The sequence below is a fragment of the Arthrobacter sp. B2a2-09 genome (assembly GCF_027587375.1).
Lineage (GTDB): Bacteria > Actinomycetota > Actinomycetes > Actinomycetales > Micrococcaceae > Arthrobacter.
The window spans coordinates 358,260-381,802 of record NZ_JAMXIC010000002.1 but is presented as its reverse complement, the minus strand read 5'-3'; the positions used below and the strand labels follow the sequence as shown (position 1 = coordinate 381,802).

Genomic DNA, 23,543 nt, shown 5'->3' with positions numbered 1-23,543 from the left:
CCGTTACTTGGATTCGGTGAGGTCGAAATCGGCGCCCAGCCCGGCGAGCTTTTCAGTAAAGCGCTCGTAGCCGCGGTTGATGATGTCGATCCCGGTCACCCTGGACGTGCCGGTCGCGGCAAGCGCCGCAATAAGGTGGCTGAATCCGCCACGGAGGTCGGGAATGTCGATGTCGGTGCCCCTCAGCGGAGTGGGGCCTGAGACGACGGCGGAATGCAGGAAATTGCGCTGGCCGAAGCGGCATGGCACGCTCCCAAGGCATTCGCGGTGGACCTGGATGGTTGCGCCCATGCGGGTCAGTGCGTCGGTGAAGCCGAAGCGGTTTTCGTACACGGTTTCGTGGACAATCGACACGCCTTCAGCCTGCGTCAAGGCGACCACGAGCGGCTGCTGCCAATCGGTCATGAAGCCCGGGTGCACATCCGTTTCAAGGACGAGCGGGCTCAGCTTTCCGCCAGGGTGGTAGAAACGGATGCCGTCCTCGCGGATATCCATGCCGCCGCCCACCTTGCGATAGGTGTTGAGGAAAGTCATCATGTCCCGCTGCGAAGCACCCTCCACGAAGATGTCTCCACGGGTCACCAAGGCAGCGGAAGCCCACGACGCCGATTCATTGCGGTCCGCCAGTGCGCGGTGGTCGTAGCCACCCAGGTCCCGAACGCCCTCGATCCGGATGGTGCGATCGGTCTGGACGCTGATGATGGCACCCATCTTCTGCAGCACAGCGATGAGGTCGATGATTTCCGGTTCGGTGGCGGCACCGCTAAGTTCCGTGATGCCCTCGGCGCGGGTGGCGCTCAGCAGGACTTGCTCCGTGGCTCCCACCGACGGGTACGGGAGAGAGATCTTCGCGCCGTGGAGTCCCTTGGGAGCGGAAATGTGGATCCCGCCCGGGCGCTTTTCGACGACGGCGCCAAATTGGCGGAGCACGTTCAGGTGGTAATCGATGGGCCGGTCGCCGATCTTGCAGCCACCGAGATCGGGAATGAATGCTTCGCCGATGGCATGGATCAACGGACCGCACAGCAGGATCGGGATGCGGGAGTCCCCGGCATGGGCGTCGATCGCGGTACTGGATGCCGTCTTTGCATTCTTGGGATCCAGGGTCAGATCGCCAGTGACGGGATCCTTCTGAACAGTCACGCCATGGAGCTGCAACAGGCTGGTGACCACCTCCACGTCCTTGATTTCCGGGACGTTCCGCAGCACCGAGGGTTCGTTGCCGAGGAGGGAAGCCACCATGGCCTTGGGAACAAGGTTCTTGGCACCTCTGACGGTGACGCGGCCGGTCAAAGGGACGCCGCCGCGGATTGTCAGAACACTACTCATCTATACCGGTTTCCTAACGAGTTGATGCCCCCACACTTACGAAGGCTCCAGCTAAGCATAAAAGCTGGCGTTACCGATTCGAAATGGAGGGGCGTGGCGTAAGCGGTTGCTGCTGCCGTTGCTGGCGCGAGCGCGCGGAAACAACTCCGCAACCGGAAAGGACCGGCGCACCCGGTAGATCAGGTGCCGTGGTCCATAACTGCTGCCGTTGCTGGCGCGGGCGCGCATGGCGTGGCGCGTTCGTTCACGTTTCCGCAGCAGTTTTCCACATACGACGACGGCGGGCTGGCCACCGGCCGCTGCACGCCAAAGGGTGGAGGCATGCAACCCTTCCGGCCCGATCCATGGGTAACCCCCCATTCCAACCCCGACGACGACCATGGAGGACGCACCGTTGCGAGAATGGCCCGGCGCAATGAACTAGTCCGGATTCGCCGGGGCTTGTATCTTCCGGTCAGCCGATGGATGGAACTTGAGCCGTGGGAACAGTTCCGCGTCAAAATCCAAGCCGTGAACGACGCCGCCCGCAAGCCGCCGGTCTTCTGCGACCAATCAGCAGCCGCATTGTGGGGCCTTCCGCTGATCGAGGTGCCTGAGGAAGTCGAGACGCTGGTCATGCCGGGGCCGGGCGGCGGCAGGTCCCGGTACGGCATCAGGCGCCGCTTGGCCGTCCCGGAGGCTTGCGAAGTTGTGGTCCTGGACGGTCTGTTGGTTACCTCGATGGACCAGACCATTAGGGACCTTGCCGCTCTATTGCCCCTCACTGGATCCTTGCCGGCCGCGGACCGCGCAGCCTCGTTCTGGAAGCAATCGGGGCGATCCCCGGAGGAATTCGGCGAAAGAATCCTGTCTCAACTCGGTGGGCTAAGCAAAGTCAAACAACGGCGAGTGCAAAGAGTACTTGCGGCGGCCGATCCCACGTCCGGTTCGCCGGGCGAATCATTGAGCCGCGCAGTGATGATACAGGCTGGTGTTCCGAAGCCCGAACTGCAGACGGCGCATCGCGACGCTCAAGGGCTGATCGGGTACTCGGACTTCCACTGGCCTGAACACGGCGCCGTGGGCGAATTCGATGGCTGGGCGAAATACAGTCGCGGCGAATATCTGGCCGGACGCAGCCCGGAAGACGTGCTGGAGGCCGAAAAGATCCGGGAGGACCGACTGAGGGCAACGGGGTTGACCGTAGTCCGCTGGATGTGGCCGGAAGCGAAAGACGGTGCCCGACTCTTGTTGAAGCTGCGCAAAGCCGGGATCAGGCAATGAACACATCCCGCGAAACACGCCGCGCACACGAAAAGGACCGGCGCACCCGTCCCTTCGGGTGCGCCGGTCCTTCCAAGGTGCAGAAGCTAGTCAGGCAGCCTCGAGCACTTTCCCGCCGCCTACTGCGTTCGCGCCGGCAGGGTTTTCGGCTTGAAAGAGGGCCTCGTGGCCTCGTAGGCCGTGATGTCTTCCTCGTGCTGGAGCGTCAGGCCGATGTCATCCAGGCCTTCCAGGAGGCGCCAACGGGTGTAGTCATCGATCTCGAAGGGTGCCACGACGTTTCCGCATTCAACAGTCTTGGACACGAGGTCCACCTTGACTTCGGTACCGGGCGCGTTTTCGAGCACTTTCCAGATGAGCTCGATGTCGTCCTGGGCAAGCTCGGCCGCCAGGAGGCCTTGTTTTCCCGAGTTGCCGCGGAAAATATCCGCGAACCGGGAGGAGAGCACGGCTTTGAACCCGTAGTCCTTCAGTGCCCAGACTGCGTGCTCGCGGGATGAACCGGTACCAAAATCGGGTCCCGCCACAAGTACGGAGCCAGCGTTGAAGGGCTCTTGGTTCAGGATGAAGGATGCGTCCTTGCGCCACGCAGAGAACAGCGCGTCCTCGAAACCGGTGCGCGTAATCCGCTTCAGGTAGACCGCAGGAATGATCTGGTCCGTGTCCACATTGCTCTGGCGCAGCGGGACACCGATGCCGGTGTGGGTGGTGAACTTTTCCATGGGGATCCTCCTAGGCGGCGTCGGTGGTGGTGGATGCGGAGACTGAGGCGGGCTCCAGGTCCGAAGGCGAGCTCAGCGTTCCGCGTACTGCCGTGGCTGCGGCGACGACCGGCGACACCAGGTGAGTGCGGCCGCCCTTGCCCTGGCGACCCTCGAAGTTGCGGTTCGAGGTGGATGCGCAGCGCTCACCCGGTTCCAGCTGGTCCGGATTCATGCCCAGGCACATGGAGCATCCGGCAAAGCGCCATTCAGCGCCGAATTCCTTGAACACTTTGTCCAGGCCTTCGGCTTCGGCCTCGAGGCGGACGCGTGCCGAGCCGGGAACCACCAGCATCCGGACCTTCGGGTCTTTTTCCCGCCCGCGGATGACATCGGCTGCGGCGCGGAGGTCCTCGATGCGCGAGTTGGTGCAGGATCCGAGGAAGACCGTGTCCACCCGGATGTCCTTCATGGGCGTGCCGGCTTCGAGTCCCATGTACTGCAGGGCGCGTTCGGCCGCCAGCTTGGCGTTCTCGTCACCGAAGTCCCCGGGAAACGGGACCGCTTCATTGAGCGAAATCCCCTGGCCCGGGTTGGTCCCCCAAGTCACGAACGGCTCCAAGGTATCGGCGTCGAGGTCCACCTCGACATCGAAAGTGGCGTCGTCGTCGGTGTGCAGCGTGTTCCAGTATTCGACGGCGGCATCCCACTCCTCGCCTTGCGGAGCGTGTGGGCGGCCGTACATGTACTCGTAGGTCGTCTGGTCCGGAGCTACCAAGCCAGCGCGGGCACCGGCTTCGATGGACATGTTGCAGATGGTCATGCGGGCATCCATGGAGAGCGCCCGGATGGCCGAGCCACGGTACTCCAGGACGTAGCCCTGGCCGCCGCCGGTGCCGATCTTAGCGATGACTGCCAGGATGATGTCCTTCGCCGAGACGCCCGGACGCAGGGTGCCTTCAACGTTGATGGCCATCGTCTTGAACGGCTTGAGGGACAGCGTCTGGGTGGCCATGACGTGTTCCACCTCGGAGGTGCCGATGCCCATGGCGAGCGCCCCGAAGGCGCCGTGGGTTGAGGTGTGGGAATCGCCGCAGACAACCGTCATGCCCGGCTGGGTGAGGCCCAGCTGCGGGCCGACAACGTGGACAATGCCTTGTTCGGCGTCGCCGAGCGAGTGCAGGCGGACTCCGAACTCCTTGCAGTTGTTGCGCAGGGTCTGGATCTGCGTGCGGCTGGTCAGATCGGCAATCGGCTTGTCGATGTCCATCGTCGGAGTGTTGTGGTCTTCCGTGGCGATGGTGAGGTCGGGGCGGCGCAGGGGACGTCCGGCCAAGCGCAAGCCCTCAAAGGCCTGTGGCGACGTCACCTCATGCACGAGGTGCAGGTCGATGAACAGAAGATCGGGCTGGGCGTTGGCTCCTTCGCCTTCGCCCTTGCGCACCACGTGCGCATCCCAAACTTTCTCGGCCAGTGTCTTTCCCACGGCCTACTCCCTTCACTGCGGTTGGCTTGACTACTTCCACTGAACATCAGCGATCAAAACTTCGCCAGTGAAACAACTTGCATCTCAGATATTGAGACGTCAATATCATTACATGGACAATTCTAGTGGAGTCGGCGTCATCGATAAAGCGGCCCAAGTGCTCGACGCACTTGAGGCGGGGCCAACCACCTTGGCTCAACTTGTGGCAGCAACAGGGCTGGCCCGACCCACCGTGCACCGGCTCGCGCTGGCGCTCGTCCACCACCGCCTCGTGAGCCGCGACATCCAAGGCCGCTTTGTCCTCGGCAGCCGCCTTGTTGAGCTTGCCTCGGCGGCCGGCGAAGACCGGCTCATCGCTTCTGCCGGTCCCGTCTTGATCCAGTTGCGCGACGCGACCGGAGAAAGCGCCCAAATCTTCCGACGCCAGGGCGACTGGCGCGTCTGCGTTGCCTCGGCTGAACGTCCGATCGGCCTGCGCGATACCATTCCCGTCGGCACCCAGCTTTCCATGAAGGCCGGCTCCGCCGCCCAGATCCTGCTGGCATGGGAAGACCACGACCGTCTCCTGGACGGACTTCAGAACGCCCGGTTCACGCCGACGGTCCTGGCAGGAGTACGACGCCGGGGCTGGGCCCAGAGCCTCGGCGAACGCGAGCCTGGCGTCGCCTCAGTTTCCGCGCCCGTTCGAGGCCCTTCAGGCCGGGTCATTGCTGCGGTGTCCATCTCGGGCCCTATCGAGCGCCTGACCCGCCAGCCGGGACGCCTCCATGCCGAAGTCGTCTGCAACGCTGCACGGGTACTGACAGAAGCCCTGCGCAAAAACAACGACTAAGCGATTCCCATTTCCCGCCTGCTTCGCCGTGCCGCCCCTCCCTTAGAGGGGCGCATGTAGGGTAGGCGCATGAACAGCTTTGCCGTGTTCCTGCGTGGGATCAACGTGGGCGGGATCAACATCAAGATGGCCGACCTCAAAGCAGCCCTCAAGTCATACCCTTTCACCGACGTCAAGACCCTGCTGGCCAGTGGCAACGTGGTGCTCCAGAGCGAACTCGACGCGGCAGGAGTCAAAAAGCAGTGTGAAAAATGCCTGCGGGAAGCATTTGGTTATGACGCCTGGGTGGTAGTCCTGACCGCCGAAAGGGTAGCCGAACTGGTGGAAGCCTGCCCTTATCCAGCCGACGACAAAACCACGCACAGCTACATCACCCTCTCCTCGGACGCGGCAATGTTGGACGAACTATTCGACGCCGGCACGGCCCTCGGCGCGCCCGGGCAGGGCGGCGTCGAGCAAGTCCGGCTGGGTCCCGAGGCCTCGGCGTGGCTCGCCCCGGCGGGAGGCACCTTGGACAGCCCCTTCAGCAAGCTCTCCGCAAAGGCCCGCTACAAGGCGAGCACCACCACACGGAACCTGCGCACGCTCATCAAAGTCAGGGACGCCGCAGGAGCCCTTCAGAAGGACAGCGCCTAGTGTCTTGGGACGTGGATGTGGCCTGCTGCGGCTTCCGCCCGCGCCGTCGCTACCTTCTTTGAAATGGGAAAGCGCTTGCGACACGGCGAGTCTCGTCATTCTGGAAGTTCAACGAGGCAAAGAAGGTCAGGGCGGCGTGGCGCACGACGCTCGCCCTGTCCCGCCCCGTGCAAATCGAGTAGGTGGGTCGGGTTTCCCGACCCACCTCTCACACCACCGTACGTGCGGGCCTCGCATACGGCGGTTCGCTAGGTCGTTTGAAAGCGATCCCATGCAGCGCGAAAGTGGATGAGGCCTTGCCCTGCCCAGTAATCTGTTGGGAGGGCCCTGTGGAGGATGGGCGATTTCGCGATCCGCCAGTACGCTCGGCTGCTGTTGCCCCATTGGTAGGCCAGATCCGGCCTGATCCCGAGCTTGCGCAGATTCGCGATACGGGTTCGCGGACGTTTCCATTCTTTCCACCGGATTTGGCGCATCCTCCGCCTGAACCATTCATCGAGTGCGGCGAACTTCTTCGGTGTCTGTGACAGCCGGAAGTAGCCCATCCACCCCCGGACATAGCGGTTCAGTTGTTGGACGCGGTCAGCCATGGAGATACTCCATTTGCGCGAGGTCAGCACCCTGATGCGGTCCTTCATGCGTTTGAACGCCTTCGGGGCGATCCGGATCTTCACCCCGCCCTTGGCGAAGTAGAACCCGAAACCCAGCAACGTAGCTACACTTGCCGGATTGATCGTGGACTTCTCCTTGTTGACCCTCAATTTCAGGTCCCGTTCCAGAACTCTCGTGCCCTGGTCCAGTACCCGTTCCGCGGCCCTCTTGGACTTCACAAAAATTCTGATGTCATCGGCATACCGTACGAAGCGGTGCCCCCGAGCCCAGAATTCCTGATCAAAATCATCCAGCATGATGTTGGAGAGCAACGGCGACAAAGGCGACCCCTGCGGGGTTCCCTCCTTCGTCGGCTGCCGCACCCCGTCAGCCATGATTCCCGCTTCAAGATAGCGCCGAATCAGTTTCAAGAGCCGCTTGTCTTTCACTTTCCGCGCAACCCTGGCCATCAGCACGTCGTGGTTCACCCGGTCAAAGAACGCATCCAGGTCAACCTCGACCACCCACCGATACCCTTGGCCGATCACCGTGCGGGCGACCTTCACCGCATCGTGGGCGCTTTTGCCCGGCCGGAACCCATACGAGACCGGCACGAACCCCGGATCAAAGACCCGGGACAGGACTTGCGCGACTGCCTGCTGGATCAACCGGTCCAGCACGGACGGTACTCCCAGCTTCCGTTCCCCGCCGTCAGGTTTGGGAATCATCACCTGACGCACCGGCAGCGGAGCATAAGTACCCGCGTCCAACGCTTCCCGGGTTTCTGTCCAATGTCCTAAGCACCACGCACGGAGTTCCTCCGTGCGCAGCCCGTCAGCACCGGCAGCACCCCGGTTACGCTCAACACGCTTCAACGCGATCATCAGATTCTGCCGGGAGAACACTTCCTCCCACAGGCCCTGACCATCCCTGATGTTCTCCCCGATACCCGCCGGATCCTCACTACGCACAGACAGGGCCCTCCCGGATTCACCGTTCGCTCCTTCACTCTCTGTCCCACCACTCCCGTGGGTTGGCTGCGATTCTTGTGGAACACACGAGAAGCACCGCTTCAAACCATCAATTCCCAGCGTTCAGCCCTTCCCGGCAAATCACGCATGATTCCCGCCGGTACTACGGCCTCGGCTGACTTCTGCCCCGTCAGAACAGCCCTTAAGGCTGATCCGCTCCGGCACCCTTCACGAGCGCCGACGCACCGGGACAGACCTCCCCAGATAAGAACATTCACTTTCCCCCTGCCGCCGCCGCATTTACACACTGGCCGTTTCGGTGGGACGGGCTTCACCATCTTCTGCTGGCTTACCCCGACCAACATGCCTTCTATGCGGTTCGTGTCCCTCGGTGCAGGGATTTGCCTCCGGCTTCCTTCCCACCCCACCTCACGATGACGCAGTTGCCATTGGCTAGAAGTTAAACCACCTTCTCCTCCAGAGGACTTCCACCTCCAAGCGAATGCCCATGCTGGGCGTACAGAAAAATCCCCCGGAACCGATTGGTTCCGGGGGATTCATGTTGTGACCCCAGCGGGATTCGAACCCGCGTTACCGCCGTGAGAGGGCAGCGTACTAGGCCGCTATACGATGGGGCCTTGCACTTGAACTACTTGCACTTCCAATTACCGCACTTTTGAATACCGCTTCCGGCATTCAAGCTGAATGAGTATTTCATACATTCAACTTGGTTTCAAATCAGCGAACCGATTCGAAACTCCAAATTCCCGCACAAATATGCGGATTATTCAGAGCTGGGATACCAGGACTCGAACCTAGAATGACGGTACCAGAAACCGTAGTGTTGCCAATTACACCATATCCCATTGGCGCTTTTAGGCCGGATTCGATGGCCTAAACCTTCGCTCCGTGCCCCTCAGCACGAGTAATTACTTTACCCGAGACTTTCGATGCACACAAATCGAGCCCGCTGGCCCGCGCCCGCCCCAGGCAACACCCCCGGCAATCAGCCGACGTCGACAAAACCCTTGCAATCGACAGGATCATAGGTTTACTCTCGGTAAGTTACCAATCGGTAACTCACGCCACACACTTGTTTCGTGGCACAGCTGCAGGCCAAGCCGCCTGTTAGCTGCGTCACATGGGGGGATCCCTGGCAGCAGCGCCGCCGTCAGGAAGTCATCGAGAGGAATTGCCCATGACACCGAACCCTGCCATTGCCAGCAGAACACGAAGCCGCGCACAGATAATCGCTATTGCCGTACTCGCACTCCTGCTGATCGCACTCCTCGGCTTCTACACCTTGGTCATCGGGAAGATCGCGGCAGGGTCGGCGCAGCTGGATGACGGCGCAGGCCAGGCATCTGCCGGCGCCGGCCAGCTCAAGGACGGCGCGGCAAGGCTTGCAGGTGGAGCTGCGGAAGCCGGGACAGGTGCGGCCAAACTGGCGGATGGCGCGTCAAAAGTCCAAACCGGAATCCAAGGCAAACTGGCCCCGGGGGCCCAGCAGTTGAAGGACGGAGCCGACAAACTCGCTACAGGGGCCGTGAAAATCCAGAATGACGTCAATGCCAAGCTTGCACCGGGAGTCTACAAAGTGGACGACGGCGCTCAGAAGCTCGCCGCCGGTGCCGCACAGCTTTCTGCGGCGTTGACTCCGACGCCGGGAGGCAACGCTGAGAACAACCTCGGCGACGGCGCCACCCAACTAAACAACGGAGCGAACCAGCTCAACAACGGAGCCGCCCAGCTCGACGCCGGTGCGGCCCAACTCGACGCGGGCTCCGCCAGGCTCGCAGCGGGCACCGATCAGCTCAAGGGTTACCCGGGAGCCGGAAACGATCCCACCAAGGGAACAGGCTCCGCTGCCTTGGCCCAAGGGCTTCAACAGCTCGCAGACGCTGCCAACGGCATCCAGGGCGTGGTGCCCCTCGCAGCGCTGAAAGCCCAGATCAATGCGCTCAACGATGGGGCACATCGTCTTGACGCCGGAGCCTCGCAATTGCAGGCCGGGGCGGGCCAGCTTTCGGCCGGAGCGGCACAACTGCACGACGGCAGCGGACGGCTCGCCGACGGCACCGGGAAGCTCGCGGCAGGAACCGGCAAGCTGACGGCCGGTTTCGCCACTCTCGCCCAGAAGCTCAACAGCCAGGATCCAGCGTCCCCGGGTGTGGTTCTGGGGACACAAATGCTCGCCGATGGGACAGCAAAGATCCGCGTGGGGATGGACGGCGTTCCGGGCGATCCTGAGCATCCGGGGCTCCTCAAGGCAACCGCCAGCATGACGGACGGAACGTCCCGCTTGGCTGCGGGAACGGACTCGTTGATGACGGGAATCAAGGGCAGCCCTGCTGATCCGTCCTCCCCCGGTCTACTGGACGGCTCCACTGCGTTGGCAGCGGGCGCCTCCAAGTTGTCCGATGGAAATGCCAAACTTGCCGCGGGCTCTGCCCAGTTGTCCACCGGTGCCGACAAACTCGCGGACGGGAACGCGCGAATCGCGGCGGGCACCGCGGAACTGCACCAGGGAGCTGCGGCGGTATCGCCGTCGAGCATGGCCGAAAAGTCGGACACCGGCACTGCCCTTGGACTTGTGGGCGTCCTGGGGGCGGGTTCCGTGGGAGCGTTCGTTTTCCTGCGGAAGTTCCGGCTGGCCGCGTAGTCGCGGAAGTGTCAGGCGAGCAGTTGCGTCAAAGAGTCTATTTCCCGGCCGGAAAAGCCGGAGGCGAGCTCGCCCGTGCGGTTCAACCAGACGCCCAGCAATCCGGCGGCAGTGGCGCCGTCGGCGTCGAGAAGGCGGTTGTCTCCCACAAAGAGGGTCTCAGCCGGGGTGGTGCCCAAGCGGCGGACCCCTTCCAGGTAAATGGCGGGGTCCGGCTTGGGCACACCGACGGTGTCCGTGCCGACAAGGACCGAGATCCGGGCGAGTCCAGCGCTGTCGAGCTTGACCCGCTGGTAGTCATGGACGTTGTTGCTCACGGCGCCGTAGGGGATGCCCGCGGCGTCAAGGGCGTCGAGGACGGGCCGGACATCGCTGAAGGCCCTGACATAACTCGGCTGCAGGCGGGAATAGTCACTGAGCCACGTGTGGGAGTCCTCTCCCCCAAGTTCCACGCCGAAATGCCCCAGCGCTGCACGGCCACGAAGGAGTCGCTGTTCGTTGAACGTCAATTCACCGGCGAGGTATCGGTCATAGAAATGCGTGGTTTCGTGCGTGAAAATCCGTCCGAACTTCTCCCACCCGGCCTGGTCCAGGCCGGGCAGGAGGTGTTCGCTCACATCACGCAGAGCCGTTGTCATGGCGTACTCAAGGTCCACCAGGGTGTCGTCAATGTCGAACAGGACACCCCGGACCGTGCCGAATGACTCATGAAATGCGCTGATCACGGCGTACCTGAACTAGCCGCGGAACGAGCGCAAGCGGGTGAGCGAGGAATCCTTGCCCAGGATGACCATCGATTCGAACAACGGGGGCGAGATGCGGCGGCCGGAGATTGCCGTGCGCACGGGCCCGAACGCGAGCCGCGGCTTGATGCCGAGATCCTCCACCAGGGCCTGCTTGAGCGCTGTCTGAATACCTTCAGCTGTCCAGTCCGCGAGGGGTTCCAGCGCAGCCAACGCGGCGTCCAAAACGTCGCTCAAGTTCTCCGGGAGACCCTTGCGGGCGTCGTCAGCGACGTCGATCGCGTCGTCGTCCTTGAACAGGAAGGCGAGCATCTCCGGAGCCTCGCCCAGCAGGGTGATCCGCTCCTGGACCAGCGGCGCGGACTCGGCAAGGATCTCTTCCTGACGCGGAGTCAGGATCTCCCCGACGAAGCCAGCGGCACGCAGGTACGGCACGAGCCGCTGACGGAAATCCTCCGGAGCAAGCATGCGCACGTGCGTTCCGTTGATGGCTTCGGCCTTCTTGATATCGAAGCGCGCAGGGTTGCCCAGGACATCGTGGATGTCGAAGTTGGCCACGAGCTCCTCCACGGTGAAGATGTCCTCGTCTGCGCTCAAAGACCAGCCCAGGAGGGACAGGTAGTTGAGCAGTCCTTCACGGATGAAGCCACGTTCACGGTGCAGGAACAGGCTGGATTCCGGATCGCGCTTGGAAAGCTTCTTGTTGCCCTGGCCCATGACGTAGGGAAGGTGGCCGAACTCGGGCATGTACTCAGCCACGCCGATGGCGTATAGAGCACGGTAGAGGGCGATCTGCCGTGGGGTGGAGCTGAGCAGGTCTTCGCCGCGGAGGACGTGGGTGATGCCCATGAGTGCGTCATCAACCGGGTTCACCAGTGTGTACAGCGGGGCCCCGTTGGCACGCACCACGGCGAAGTCGGGCACGGATCCCGCCTTGAACGTGATCTCACCGCGCACAAGGTCGTTGAAGGTCAGGTCCTCGTCCGGCATGCGCAGGCGCAACACGGCATTGCGGCCTTCGGCCTTGTACTGGGCGAGCTGCTCCTCGGTGACGTGGCGGTCAAAGCCGTCGTAACCGAGCTTGGGATCCCGGCCAGCGGCGCGGTGCCGTGCTTCGATCTCCTCGGGGGTGGAGTACGACTCATAGATGTGACCGCCGGCCTTGAGCTTGGCGATGACGTCCTGGTACATGTCGCTGCGCTGCGACTGGCGGTACGGTTCGTGCGGTCCGCCAACCTCGACGCCCTCGTCCCAGTCGATGCCGAGCCACTTCAGCGCGTCAAGCAGTTGGTGGTAGCTTTCCTCGCTGTCGCGGGCCGAGTCGGTGTCCTCGATCCGGAAAACCAGCTTGCCACCGGTGTGCCGCGCATAGGCCCAGTTGAAGAGGGCCGTACGGATCAACCCAACGTGCGGAGTTCCCGTGGGTGAGGGGCAGAACCGGACGCGGACCGGGGTTTCGGCGTTGACGGCAGGAATGGCGGCAGAGTTCGACGCAGCAACAGTAGTCATAATGGTTCCAACTTTACCCCGTGCCGCCGCTCGACTTTCGCCGCTTGAAACGCCCGACGGCGGCACCCGGGTGAGTGCCGCCGTCGTACCTTCCGCGTCGGATCGCCTAGCGGCGGACTACCGGGTTGGACAAGCGGCCGATGCCTTCGATCTCGATCTCGTAGCGGTCGCCCTCCTGGACCAGGCCGACGCCGGCCGGAGTCCCGGTCATGATGACATCTCCGGGAAGCAGGGTGAAAGCCTGCGAAACGATCGAGACCAGCTCCCGAACGCTGCGAATCATCTGGTTGGTGCTGCCGTCCTGGCGGAGCTCACCATTGAGCCAGCCCTTGATGGCCAGGTCCTCGGGGTCGAGTTCCGTCTCGATCCACGGGCCGAGCGGCGCGGAGGTGTCAAAGCCCTTGGCACGCGCCCACTGCAAGTCTGTCTTCTGGACGTCGCGGGCCGTGAGGTCGTTGCCGCAGGTGTAACCGAAAATGACATCGTCCACGCGATCTTCGGGCACATCCTTGCAAATGCGGCCAATGACAACGCAGAGTTCCGCTTCAAAGGAGACTTCCTCCGAGAACTCCGGCAACACGATGGGATCGTTGGGGCCAACGACGGCGGTGTTCGGCTTCAGGAACAGGAGGGGATGCTGCGGGACGTCATTACCCAGTTCCCGGGCATGCTCGGCGAAGTTCCGCCCGACACCGATGACCTTGCTGCGCGGAATGATCGGTGCCAGCAGGCGCACGTCTTCCAGCTTGTGGCGGACCGAAGTCCGCTCGACGCCGTTGAAGAAAGGGTCGCCGTGGATGACAGTGATGACTTCACTGCCGGGCTCCCCTTCGACGACGCCGTAGATGGGATCAGAATCAACAACAAACCGGGCGATACGCATGGTTTCTAGCGTACCGTCCACAAGCGGCCAGTATGCGCGCGCTGCGGAGGTGTGCGCTAGCCGCGCAGATAGTCCAACTGCGCCGCAACCGAGGTTTCAGCTGCCCAACGAACGGAAGGATCGACGTCGGGGTACACCGCATCGGTGACGGCCTGGACCCCGGCCTGAGTTCCAAGTCGCGCCAGGGCTTCGCGGATCTGGTCCAGCCGCATCTCCCTGTGCGCCCGATACTCGCGGCACACGGCGTCCACAGCCGGCAGGACGGGTCCATGTGCGGGCAACAGGGTTGCCGGACCAAGGCTTTCGAGTATGTCGAGGCTGGAAAGATAGTCCCCCAGCCTTCCATCGGGATAGTCCAGGACAGTGGTTCCACGCCCCAGGATGGTATCGCCCGTCAGCACAGAGCCATCCGCTCCGTCGCCAGGAAGGTGGAAGCAGACTGAATCCGAAGTATGGCCAGGCGTGGCAAGCACGCGGATCTCAACCCCTGCAGCCTCGATGACCTCGCCACCCTGCAACGGTTCGCCACCGTGGCAGTGCACCGGATCCGCCGCGCGGACGGGCGCACCCGTGAGTTCATGGAAGCGCGCAGAGGCCTCGGTATGGTCCTTGTGGCGATGGGTGATCAGAACGAGCTCTACCGTTCCGCTCGCGGCCAAGGCCGCCAGGTGCGATTCGTCGAGCGGCCCGGGATCGACGACGACAACTCCGGCAGCGTCCGGGGCGGCAATGACATACGAATTGGTGCCGTCGAGGCTCATCGGACCCGGATTGGGCGCGAGCCGCGAGCGGGTGAGGGGGCTGCTGTTCTGGAAAGAGGCGTCATTGACCGGATTCACTTCTCCATCTTGGCACACGCCAAGTGGCCGGACCCGGGTACGGGAGCCGGATGCCACGAGGCTGGAACCAAGAGGCAAGCGGGGCACGCGACGTAGCATGGTGCCAAGGCGCTGGGACGGATGAATGTGGACAGTTGCGGAGGAGTGGTCGAATTGCTGCGGAATCAAACCCGACGAAGAGGACTTCTCTGGACGACGACGGCGATCGCCACCGCCTGCCTTTCCGTCCTCGCAGTCCTGAGCGCCTGTTCCTCCGACGCCGGACCCCGGTCCGCCACGGCCCCGGTCCAGCCCACAGTGGTGATCATCGGAGACTCCCTCAGCACGGGTCACGGCACGTCCCCTGCTGATGCCTGGCCCAATCTTGTGGAGAACGATCCCGGCTTTCAACAGTTCCAAGCGACCATCGTCAATGCCGCGCGGGATGGCAGTGGCTATGTCAGTGTCGGCGAGAACGGATCGACCTTCGGTTCCCAAGTGGACACAGCGGTAACCGACGAGACCCGCTTGGTGTTGTTCTTTGGTTCGGAGAATGACATGGGCACCTCCCCCGGAGAAACCGAGGCTGCGGCCGCACGGGCGTTTGCCTCAGTCAAGTCGCGCGCTCCCCACGCCGACATCGTGGTGGTCGGGCCGCCGTCGTACACGAGCACGCCCGAGGCGGAAAGACTCGACATCCGCGACCAGGACAAATCCGCTGCGCTGAAAGCCGGCGTCGACTTCGTTGATCCGATCGACCTCGGCTGGATCATGGACGATGCCGCCGACCTCATTGGTCCCGACGGCGATCACCCTTCCGCGGCGGGCCAGCAGTATCTGCAGGCCAAGATGGAAGCGCTCATCGAGCCGCGGATCCAACAAACCCAGGCCCAGTAACACCCCGCTCCCGGGTTAAACGACGACGGCGACCCGCCCACCAAAGTGGGAGGCCGCCGTCGGGCGCTCTCAAAGACAGGGCCCACGCCGGCGAGGGACCCGAGCCGAGCTTGCGAGGCTTGGGAGCCGGTAGGGCCCACGCCGGCGAGGGACCCGAGCCGAGCTTGCGAGGCTTGGGAGCCGGTGGGGACTTAGGCCAGGCGGGTGAGCCAGCCGTGCTTGTCCTCGACCGTTCCGGTCTGGATGCCGAGCAACTGCTGGCGGATGGCCATGGTGGTTTCGCCGGCCTTGGCGTCCTCGGAGCCGATGAACTCGGTCTTGTCCTTGAGCACGCCGATGGGTGTGATGACGGCCGCGGTTCCGCAAGCGAAGACCTCGGCGATTTCGCCGGAGGCCACGCCGTCGCGCCACTCAGCGAGGGTGATCTTGCGCTCGGAAACCTCGCGGCCCATGTCCTTCGCCACCTGAATGACGGAAGAACGGGTCACGCCTTCGAGGATGGTTCCGGTGAGTGCCGGGGTGACGAGTGAGCCGTCCTTCATGACGAAGAAGACGTTCATGCCGCCGAGTTCCTCGACGGCGTCGTCGTTGAATTGGTCCAGGAAGAGGACCTGCTTGCAGCCGTTCTCCTCGGCTTCCATCTGGGCGATCAGGGAAGCGGCGTAGTTTCCGCCACACTTGGCTGCACCGGTACCGCCGCGGCCAGCGCGGGCGTATTCACGGGAGATCCAGATCGACACCGGCTTGAGCTCGCCGCCGAAGTAGTTGCCGGCCGGGGACGCGATGACCCGGAAGGAAACCTCGCGGGCTGCGCGGACACCGAGGAAGGCCTCCGTGGCGATCATGAACGGGCGCAGGTACAGGGCTTCGCCGTCGCCGGACGGGACCCATTCCTTGTCCGCCTGCACGAGTTCACGGACGGCGCCGAGGAAGTACTCCTCGGGCAACTCCGGGAGGGCCAAGCGGCGGGCCGACTTGTTCAGGCGGGCCGCGTTGGCCTCGGGACGGAAGGTCCAGATGGAGCCGTCAGCGTGGCGGTATGCCTTGAGTCCTTCGAAGATCTCCTGGCCGTAGTGGAAGACGGCTGCCGAAGGATCCAAGGAAATGGGTCCGTAGGCCTCGACCCGGGCACTGTGCCAGCCGCCCTTGCCCTCCGCGTCGACGCTGTAGTCGACAATGACGGTGTTGTCGGTGAAGTAGTCGCCAAATCCCGGGTTTGCCAGGATTGCTGCACGCTCCCCAGCAGACTTCGGGGTCTCCGAGAGCTGCTGGCTGAATTCGACGCCGTGGGCAGTCTGAGTCATGTTTCCTCCAGTCGGCTACCTGGCAGAGCGAACCATCTCTTGGAGGATATGGTTCAGCAACGGACCACGGCAGCAGGTAAATAATTCAAGTAAAGCTTACGCCCGAGTGCAGACCCTAAAGTGACAGCACAGGCCCTAAAGTGCGGCTGCGATAGCGTCGCCGATGGCCGCGGTGCTGCGGGTCTCGCCGCTGCGGCTTTCGATGTCAGCCACGACGGCTGCCTCGATCCTGCGTGCGGCCGTAGTGTAGCCGAGGTGGTCCAGCAACAGGGCCGCGGACAGGATGGCGGCGGTTGGATCCGCTTTCTGCTGTCCGGCGATATCCGGGGCGGAGCCGTGGACGGGCTCGAACATGGAGGGCGCGGTGCGGTCCATGTTGATATTGCCCGAGGCTGCCAGCCCGATGCCGCCGGTGATGGCCGCGGCGAGGTCGGTGATGATGTCTCCGAAGAGGTTGTCGGTGACAATCACGTCGAAGCGGGAGGGGTCGGTCACCATGAAGATCGTCGCGGCGTCGATGTGCAGGTAGTCGTGGGTGACCTCGGGGAATTCCTTGGCCACGGCCTCAACGGTGCGCTTCCACAGGTGGCCGGCGAAAACCAGGACGTTGTGCTTGTGGACGAGGGTGACGTGCTTGCGGGGACGCTCGCTGGCGCGGCGGAAGGCGTCCCTGACAACGCGCTCGACACCGTAGGCCGTGTTGAGCGATACCTCGGTGGCAACCTCGTGGGGGGTCCCTCCGCGCAGCGTACCCCCGTTGCCGACGTACGGTCCCTCGGTGCCTTCGCGGACCACAATGAAATCGATGTTGCCGGGGTTGGCCAGCGGGCTTCCCACCGTGCCATAGAGCCGCGAGGGGCGCAGGTTCACAAAGTGGTCCAAGCTGAAGCGGAGCTTGAGCAGCATCTCGCGTTCAATGATGCCGGAAGGAATGCGGGTGTCCCCCGGGGCCGCGCCGACAGCGCCGAACAGGATGGCATCGCGGGTGCGCAGATCGGCCAAGACCTCGTCCGGGAGGGTCTCGCCGGTTTCAAGCCAATGCTGGGCTCCAAGCTTGTATTCAGTCTGCTCCAGGGCGACGCCTTCTTCGGCGACGACCTTTTCCAGGACCTTGAGGGCTTCGGCAATGACTTCGGGGCCGATGCCGTCGCCGGGAATGACAGCCAGGTTGATCGTTGCGGCGGGTTGCGTTGCGCTCATGTTTTCAGACTGCCAAGGCATCCACATTCTGGTCAAAATCGTCTCACCATTTGAGCACACTCTCCGACGCTCGCTCACATATATGGCACTTTTCGTCGATCCTCGCTCACATATAGGGGAGAAAAGACAAACGCTCCTTCAGGTCTGCCCGGCTGACGGGAAAGATCTGAAGGAGCGTTTGCGTCACGCACCGTATATGTGAGCGAGCGTTCGCCCAAAAGGCAGCGTATGTGAGCGAGCGTTTGCCCGAAAGGCCGCAAAAGTGAGCGAGCGTCTGCCCAAAAGGCGGCGTATGTGAGCGAGCGTTTGCGTCACGCACCATATATGTGAGCGAGCGTTTGCCCAAAAGGCCGCAAAAGTGAGCGAGCGTCTAGGACTCGGCGGGCTCCTCGTAACGCGGGAAGACCGGGGCGGGGGCCGGGAGCTCCGTGCCCGGGACGATCGGCGTGGCGATGGCCGCGAACTGGCGGGCCTCACCTTCCGGCTGTCCCAGCACCTCAAGCAGCTTGGCGGCCGACGTCGGCATGATCGGCTGGGCGAGGATCGCCACGATGCGGACAACCTCGAGCGTGACGTACAGGACCGTGTTCATGCGCTCGACGTCGGTCTTGCGCAGCACCCACGGGGCCTGCTCGGCGAAGTACGCGTTGGTGTCGCCCAGCACAGCCCAGATTGCTTCGAGGGCACGGCTGAATTCCTGCTTCTCGAAAGCAGCGCGGGCCACGTCCAGCAGTCCGCCGGCCTGGGCTAGCAGCGCGGTGTCCTCGGCCGAGAAATCGCCGGGAACCGGCACCTTGCCTTCGCAGTTCTTTGCCACCATGGACAGCGAACGCTGGGCCAGGTTGCCGAAGTTGTTGGCGAGGTCTGCGTTCATGCGGCCCACGATCGCCTCGTGGTTGTAGCTGCCGTCGGCGCCGAAGGGCACTTCGCGCAGGAAGAAGAAGCGCACCTGGTCCAGGCCGTACTGCTCCACGAAATCCTTGGGCGCCACCACGTTGCCGAGGGACTTGGACATCTTGACGCCATTGTTGGTCAGGAAGCCATGGATCATGACGCGCTTCGGCAATTCCAGGCCTGCGCTCATCAGGAAGGCGGGCCAGAAAATCGCATGGAACCGGGAGATGTCCTTGCCAATGACGTGGACGTCCGCGGGCCAGAACTTACGGAATGTCTCCGATTCGGCATCCGGGTAGCCAATCCCCGTCAGGTAGTTGGTCAGGGCATCGACCCACACGTACATAACGTGCTTGTCGTTCCCAGGCACCGGGACACCCCAGTCGAAAGTCGTCCGGCTGATGGACAAGTCCTGCAGCCCCTGCTTGACGAAGCTGATGACCTCGTTGAAGCGGTATTGGGGGGCGCCGAACTCCGGCTGATCCTCGTACAGTGCCAGCAACTTGTCCTGGTAAGCGGACAAGCGGAAGAAGTAGCTCTCCTCCGCGGTCCACGTCACCTCGGTGTCGGTACCGCGCGAGTAGCGGACGCCGTCGTCCTTCAGTACGGTCTCGTCTTCGGTGTAATAAGCCTCGTCGCGGACCGAGTACCAGCCCTCGTACTTGGACAGGTAAATGTCCCCCGTGGCTTCCATCTTCTTCCAGATGGCCTGGGAAGCGGCGTAGTGATCGGCGTCTGTGGTTCGGATGAAGCGGTCGTAGGAGATCCCCAGGGCAGCGTGGGCGGCCTTGTAGATTTCGGCATTCCGGTCCACGAGTTCCTTGGGCGTGATGCCTTCCTTCTCAGCAGCCTGGGCAATCTTCATGCCGTGCTCGTCCGTACCGGTCAGGAACATCACGTCGTAGCCGTCGAGGCGCTTGAACCGGGCCATCGCGTCGGTGGCGATGTACTCGTAGGCATGCCCGATATGCGGCTCGCCGTTCGGGTACGTAATGGCGGTGGTGATGTAGAACGGGGGTTTATCTGGAGACGTCACTCTACGAAGTTACCTTCTCTTGGAGATGGAAAGACCGGACCGGCCGCATGTGACGGCCGGTCCGGAGGCATCTGATACTAGTTCAATTCAGTCAGCGTATCGCTGAGCCTGACAAGCTCGTGGTCGTGCGACGCCACCAGCACGGCAATTCCGTCATTGGTGGTGTCCTTCAGGATGCTGATGATGCGGTTTGCCGAGGTACGGTCCAGGCTGGCCGTTGGCTCGTCCACCACCAGGACACGGGTGCCCAGGATCAGGGCGCGGGCGATCGCGACACGCTGGCGCTCACCCCCGGACAGCTGCGCCGGACGGTGGCGCATGCGCCGGCCCAGCCCCACGAGGTCCAGCAGGTCCTTGGCCATTTCGGTGCGCTGCTCCACTTCGCCGTCGGGAACGGCCGGCAACAGCACATTCTCCAAAGCGCTCATGCCGTCGATCAAGGCGCCGCCCTGGTCCACGTACCCGATCAGGGCGCGGCGGCGGTCGGCGATTTCGTCGTCGCCCATCTTCTCGAGGGAGTCGCCTTCCCAGAGGACACGGCCCGACGTCGGAAGCGTGAGTCCGGCTCCCACTGTCAGGATGCTGGTCTTGCCTGAGCCGCTTCGCCCGGCGACGCAGTGCATCTCACCGGCGTGCAGGGTCAGGTTGAAGTCCTCGACGACGGTGACCGGCTCAGCGCCACCCTTGTCACCGCCGTAGCGGATGGTGATGTTGCTCAACTTCAAGGGCGTAGCGTGGTCCGCGGCCCTCACGATGGTGTTGGCGCGGGTCTGGAACGACTCGTCGGTGGATTCCGTGGTCGCGGTCAGATCGGGTTGGAGATTGTCAGTCATTTGACCACTTTCGTTGCAATCGGAATCCAGCAAATTACTGCCAGCACTCCGGCCAAGGCGGCCCAAAGTGCGGCATAGGGAGCGAGTAGCAGGCCCAAGCCCAGCGCCCCCAGGACGCCCAGGATCAGGGCCACGGCTCCGACCAAGGCATTTTCGAAGAATCGGACCTGGCCCAGCATGTCCGGGTTCCACCCCATGGCCCTGAGCGTGCCGAGCTGCTCGCGCCTGGCCTGGAGTTCGAACCGACCCGTGACCAAGGTCAACACGAGGCCCACAAGCACCCCGCTTACTGCCAGGATGACGCTCGGCAGCGCGATGGTGGCGGAGGCAAGCCCGCTGAGGGCGCTGGCTCCCGCTGCGCGAGGGATGTCGATGAGCAAGGCGATCAGGGCGCCAACGGCCGCTCCGAACACACCCACGGCCACGGCCAGCGCAACCGAGCTGAAGCGGTGGGTGACGAGTTGGCGGTATGCAAACGTCAGCGGCGAATCCACCGCGATCAGGCGTTCATCGTGTTGGGGTTCCTGGTCTACGACGTCCCGGTGCCGCAATTGCTGGGCCGCGATATAGGCGGCACCGCAGTAAATGAGCAACACGGACGCGGAAACAATGACCGTAGCCAGGTTCCAGCTCAGGAGGCTCAGCGCGATCCCTGCCACGGCAACGATCGCGGCGCCGATGCCGAACTCCTCAAGGACCCAACTGCGGATCTTCCTTTGGGTCCAGCCCATGGCGCGGAGTATCCCCGCCTCGCTGCGTCGCTGGCGGATATAGCTGACTGTGGAAGCTCCGGTCAGGAGGGTGGCCCCGCACAGCGTCAGGAAAAGGAGGGTGATGTTGGTGCCCGTCAGGGAGCCGGAAACGGCGTCGGCCGCATCCTGCCGAACCCACGACTGCTGGACGGTGCCCAGCGCGGATTCCTTGCCGGCGTCGTCCTTGGAATATCCAGGGACGAAGATGTTGGCGTCTTCACGCGCGGAGCCCGCAACCACGGTGGCTTCGAGTCCCATGCCGCGGATCTGCGCCGCGAGCTTGTCGACCTCCGGCTGGGCTTGCTTCCAGTTGCCTGGTGCGCTGGCGCGGACCCGGACGGCATCGATCACGTTGGCGTTGGAATCGTAACCGCGAGCAGCGGCAAGGCCGTAGTAGTCGGTAATGGCACCGGCAGACTGGCTGACCAAGCCCGTGGCGCTCAGCGAGGGCTTGAGGCCCTTGGCTGCGGTGTCATTGCCCGAAGCGTCCTTCTGGAGCGTCATCGGGGCCGGGTCATAGCCACCCAAGGGCAGCTTGTTGACGTCGCCTGCCGCTTTCTGGATCTGGGCCGGATCAAACGTCCCATAGACCATCGGCAGCGGGGTAGCGGGCTTCGATCCGGTGGACAGGTTATCCCGGTAGGAGCGCTCGTCGACAGGCTTGCGCTGGGACTGGTCCACGATCGCCCCGAAGGCCGACTTCTCGGGCAGCTTGTTGACGGTAACCCAGTCCCCCGGCGTGGCGGACTTGCCGACGGCTCCATTCGCGGAGGTTGCGCCGTCCGTGTATTTGGGTGCGGCGGCGAAGTCCGTGCTCCACTGGGCCGGCTGGTACAGGCCTTGGCTGAAGTTGCCCATGTTGCCGAGCAACTGGCTATGGTCCGTGGATCCGGGCCATTCCAGGGCGAACGGCGACTTTGACACGAAGGGCAGGTAATCCTTGTCCAAGGAACGCGAGACAGTGCCGACGTCGTTGACGACCTTGCCCGAATCATCGATTTCCTGGATCTTGACCGAGTACTTCAGATCCAGTGAGGTTCCCTGCCGGACGATCAAAGGAATGGCCTGCGAGGCATCCGTGATCTGGCCGGACAGCTTTGCCTGCTGGTACTGGGTCATGAGGGGTGCCCAATATTTGAGCTTGACGCCGAGGAAATCCGGTCCTTGTTCGAGTTCCTGCTGCGTAGGGCTCTTGGCGAAGAGTTGTTCGAAGTAGCGGCCGATTACACCGGCGTTGCGGGCGTCGGCCGGCGGCGCCTTTTCCAGCGGAGCAAGGAAGTCCCCCGCCGAGCCCAAGAGGGCGCGTTCAGCTGTCGGATCGACGGCGACGACCGACTCAGTGACCGGTGGAGCCATGGGCAGCGCCACAGAAAGATTGAAGAGGTTGTGTTCCGAACCACCGGCAGGCGCAGGGAACTTGATGCCGGTCTCCCCCGCGGGGCCGGCGATGCGGATGCTCTTGCCCCCGGCGGTCTGCTGCTCTATGACCTGCCCCTTGCCGAGCGTGCCTTCAGCGCTGGTCTGGAAGAGGGTTTGCTGGGACACCCCGTCGGAGCTCACGGCAGTGGCAGTCAGCCGGTACTTCTTGGGCTGTGCGGGAAGCACGGACTCCGGCGCGGGCCAGTTCTTGGAGTCCGTTCCGGTCGGATCTCCTGCCGTGGCTCCACCAGCCAGTCCCGCGTTGTAACCAAGGTAATCCATGGCATCAAGCCGCGGGGTTTCCAGGTTCTGCGTCACTCGGGAAACGAGGCTGATCGGCGCCGCAACGGACGTACCGCTCAGCCCGCGGATCTTCTCGAGTTGCGGGAAGCTGATGCCGCCCTGGCCGTTCGCGATGTCCGGCTGGAGGAGTGCCCCGCCGTCCTTGGTATTCGCGGACTTGGCCTGGACCAGGATGTCGTACAGGCCTCGTGAGTTCTGATCCACCGTCCGATTCAGCGCGGCCTGCGACTGGCTCTGGATGAAGACGGACAAGCACATGGCGACGATCAAAATGGCCGCGGTCAACAAAAGCACGCGGCTTCTGATGAACCTCTGGACGGCGTTCATAGGGCTCCCTGAGTCCTGGATTGCGGGCGTGCACACTGCTGTCCCTGGAACCATGCCGAGGCAATAGGTATCCACCGGGTATGTGCAAAAGATATTGGCCGGCCTGCCGCCGGATCCGAATTTCGGACCAAGCCATTGTAGGCAGACCGGCCAA

The 23,543-nt window shown here is 63.3% G+C and carries 18 protein-coding genes and 2 tRNA genes; 5 read left to right on the top strand and 15 right to left on the bottom strand.

Annotated features, from left to right (window positions below; all coding sequences use genetic code 11):
• Window positions 1–3: 3 nt before the first annotated feature.
• Window positions 4–1,329 (bottom strand): UDP-N-acetylglucosamine 1-carboxyvinyltransferase, encoded by a 1,326-nt coding sequence (murA, locus tag NFJ07_RS03885; protein ID WP_059387657.1) that lies wholly within the window; start codon window positions 1,327–1,329, stop codon window positions 4–6.
• Window positions 1,330–1,650: 321 nt separating this feature from the next.
• Here murA and NFJ07_RS03880 point away from each other — a divergent pair, with 321 nt between their 5' ends.
• Window positions 1,651–2,592: a hypothetical protein gene (locus NFJ07_RS03880; protein WP_269992615.1), complete on the top strand. Its 942-nt coding sequence runs from the start codon at window positions 1,651–1,653 to the stop codon at window positions 2,590–2,592.
• A gap of 119 nt (window positions 2,593–2,711) precedes the next feature.
• On the opposite strand, the gene leuD is transcribed toward NFJ07_RS03880, so the two are convergent.
• Both leuD and leuC read right to left on the bottom strand, forming a co-directional pair.
• Window positions 2,712–3,314 (bottom strand): 3-isopropylmalate dehydratase small subunit, encoded by a 603-nt coding sequence (gene leuD, locus NFJ07_RS03875; protein ID WP_269992613.1) that lies wholly within the window; start codon window positions 3,312–3,314, stop codon window positions 2,712–2,714.
• Window positions 3,315–3,324: 10 nt separating this feature from the next.
• Entirely contained in the window at window positions 3,325–4,779 is a 1,455-nt protein-coding gene (leuC, locus tag NFJ07_RS03870; RefSeq protein ID WP_269992611.1) for a 3-isopropylmalate dehydratase large subunit, read from the bottom strand.
• A 112-nt stretch (window positions 4,780–4,891) separates the two neighbouring features.
• Here leuC and NFJ07_RS03865 point away from each other — a divergent pair, with 112 nt between their 5' ends.
• Together NFJ07_RS03865 and NFJ07_RS03860 are read left to right on the top strand one after the other, a co-directional pair.
• Window positions 4,892–5,611, top strand: a complete 720-nt coding sequence (locus tag NFJ07_RS03865) for an IclR family transcriptional regulator (RefSeq protein ID WP_028264661.1) — start codon at window positions 4,892–4,894, stop codon at window positions 5,609–5,611.
• A gap of 69 nt (window positions 5,612–5,680) precedes the next feature.
• Window positions 5,681–6,247, top strand: a complete 567-nt coding sequence (locus NFJ07_RS03860; protein ID WP_269992610.1) for a DUF1697 domain-containing protein — start codon at window positions 5,681–5,683, stop codon at window positions 6,245–6,247.
• Between the two features lie 248 nt (window positions 6,248–6,495).
• Here NFJ07_RS03860 and ltrA read toward each other — a convergent pair whose 3' ends face one another.
• From ltrA to NFJ07_RS03845, 3 genes are all read right to left on the bottom strand, one after another.
• Window positions 6,496–7,743 carry a group II intron reverse transcriptase/maturase gene (ltrA, locus tag NFJ07_RS03855; protein ID WP_269992609.1) on the bottom strand — a complete coding sequence of 416 codons (1,248 nt, stop codon included), beginning with the start codon at window positions 7,741–7,743 and terminating at the stop codon, window positions 6,496–6,498.
• 631 nt (window positions 7,744–8,374) lie between these two features.
• Window positions 8,375–8,447, bottom strand: a tRNA-Glu gene (locus NFJ07_RS03850).
• A 156-nt stretch (window positions 8,448–8,603) separates the two neighbouring features.
• Window positions 8,604–8,675, bottom strand: a tRNA-Gln gene (locus NFJ07_RS03845).
• Between the two features lie 332 nt (window positions 8,676–9,007).
• On the opposite strand from NFJ07_RS03845, the gene NFJ07_RS03840 reads away from it, so the two are divergent.
• Entirely contained in the window at window positions 9,008–10,471 is a 1,464-nt protein-coding gene (locus NFJ07_RS03840; RefSeq protein ID WP_269992608.1) for a hypothetical protein, read from the top strand.
• A gap of 11 nt (window positions 10,472–10,482) precedes the next feature.
• Here the strand turns inward: NFJ07_RS03840 and NFJ07_RS03835 are convergent, their stop codons facing one another.
• The 4 genes from NFJ07_RS03835 to NFJ07_RS03820 form a co-directional block, all read right to left on the bottom strand.
• Window positions 10,483–11,196: an HAD family hydrolase gene (locus tag NFJ07_RS03835; RefSeq protein ID WP_269992607.1), complete on the bottom strand. Its 714-nt coding sequence runs from the start codon at window positions 11,194–11,196 to the stop codon at window positions 10,483–10,485.
• 12 nt (window positions 11,197–11,208) lie between these two features.
• Window positions 11,209–12,723, bottom strand: coding sequence for a glutamate--tRNA ligase (gene gltX, locus NFJ07_RS03830; RefSeq protein WP_269992606.1), 1,515 nt, complete (start codon window positions 12,721–12,723; stop codon window positions 11,209–11,211).
• Between the two features lie 106 nt (window positions 12,724–12,829).
• On the bottom strand, window positions 12,830–13,606 hold the full coding sequence (locus tag NFJ07_RS03825) for a fumarylacetoacetate hydrolase family protein (RefSeq protein ID WP_269992605.1): 777 nt from the start codon (window positions 13,604–13,606) through the stop codon (window positions 12,830–12,832).
• Between the two features lie 56 nt (window positions 13,607–13,662).
• Window positions 13,663–14,445, bottom strand: a complete 783-nt coding sequence (locus NFJ07_RS03820) for an MBL fold metallo-hydrolase (protein ID WP_269992604.1) — start codon at window positions 14,443–14,445, stop codon at window positions 13,663–13,665.
• A 153-nt stretch (window positions 14,446–14,598) separates the two neighbouring features.
• On the opposite strand from NFJ07_RS03820, the gene NFJ07_RS03815 reads away from it, so the two are divergent.
• Complete coding sequence (locus tag NFJ07_RS03815) at window positions 14,599–15,321, top strand: SGNH/GDSL hydrolase family protein (RefSeq protein WP_269992602.1); 723 nt, start codon at window positions 14,599–14,601, stop codon at window positions 15,319–15,321.
• A 191-nt stretch (window positions 15,322–15,512) separates the two neighbouring features.
• Here NFJ07_RS03815 and NFJ07_RS03810 read toward each other — a convergent pair whose 3' ends face one another.
• From NFJ07_RS03810 to NFJ07_RS03790, 5 genes are all read right to left on the bottom strand, one after another.
• Window positions 15,513–16,625: a branched-chain amino acid aminotransferase gene (locus tag NFJ07_RS03810; RefSeq protein ID WP_269992601.1), complete on the bottom strand. Its 1,113-nt coding sequence runs from the start codon at window positions 16,623–16,625 to the stop codon at window positions 15,513–15,515.
• A gap of 135 nt (window positions 16,626–16,760) precedes the next feature.
• Window positions 16,761–17,825, bottom strand: coding sequence for a 3-isopropylmalate dehydrogenase (locus NFJ07_RS03805; RefSeq protein WP_442865278.1), 1,065 nt, complete (start codon window positions 17,823–17,825; stop codon window positions 16,761–16,763).
• A gap of 370 nt (window positions 17,826–18,195) precedes the next feature.
• Window positions 18,196–19,755: a methionine--tRNA ligase gene (gene metG / locus NFJ07_RS03800; protein ID WP_269992600.1), complete on the bottom strand. Its 1,560-nt coding sequence runs from the start codon at window positions 19,753–19,755 to the stop codon at window positions 18,196–18,198.
• Window positions 19,756–19,832: 77 nt separating this feature from the next.
• Window positions 19,833–20,588 carry an ABC transporter ATP-binding protein gene (locus NFJ07_RS03795; RefSeq protein ID WP_269992599.1) on the bottom strand — a complete coding sequence of 252 codons (756 nt, stop codon included), beginning with the start codon at window positions 20,586–20,588 and terminating at the stop codon, window positions 19,833–19,835.
• Window positions 20,585–23,389: an ABC transporter permease gene (locus NFJ07_RS03790; RefSeq protein ID WP_269992598.1), complete on the bottom strand. Its 2,805-nt coding sequence runs from the start codon at window positions 23,387–23,389 to the stop codon at window positions 20,585–20,587. The genes NFJ07_RS03795 and NFJ07_RS03790 overlap by 4 nt, the downstream gene beginning before the upstream one ends.
• Window positions 23,390–23,543 lie beyond the last annotated feature (154 nt).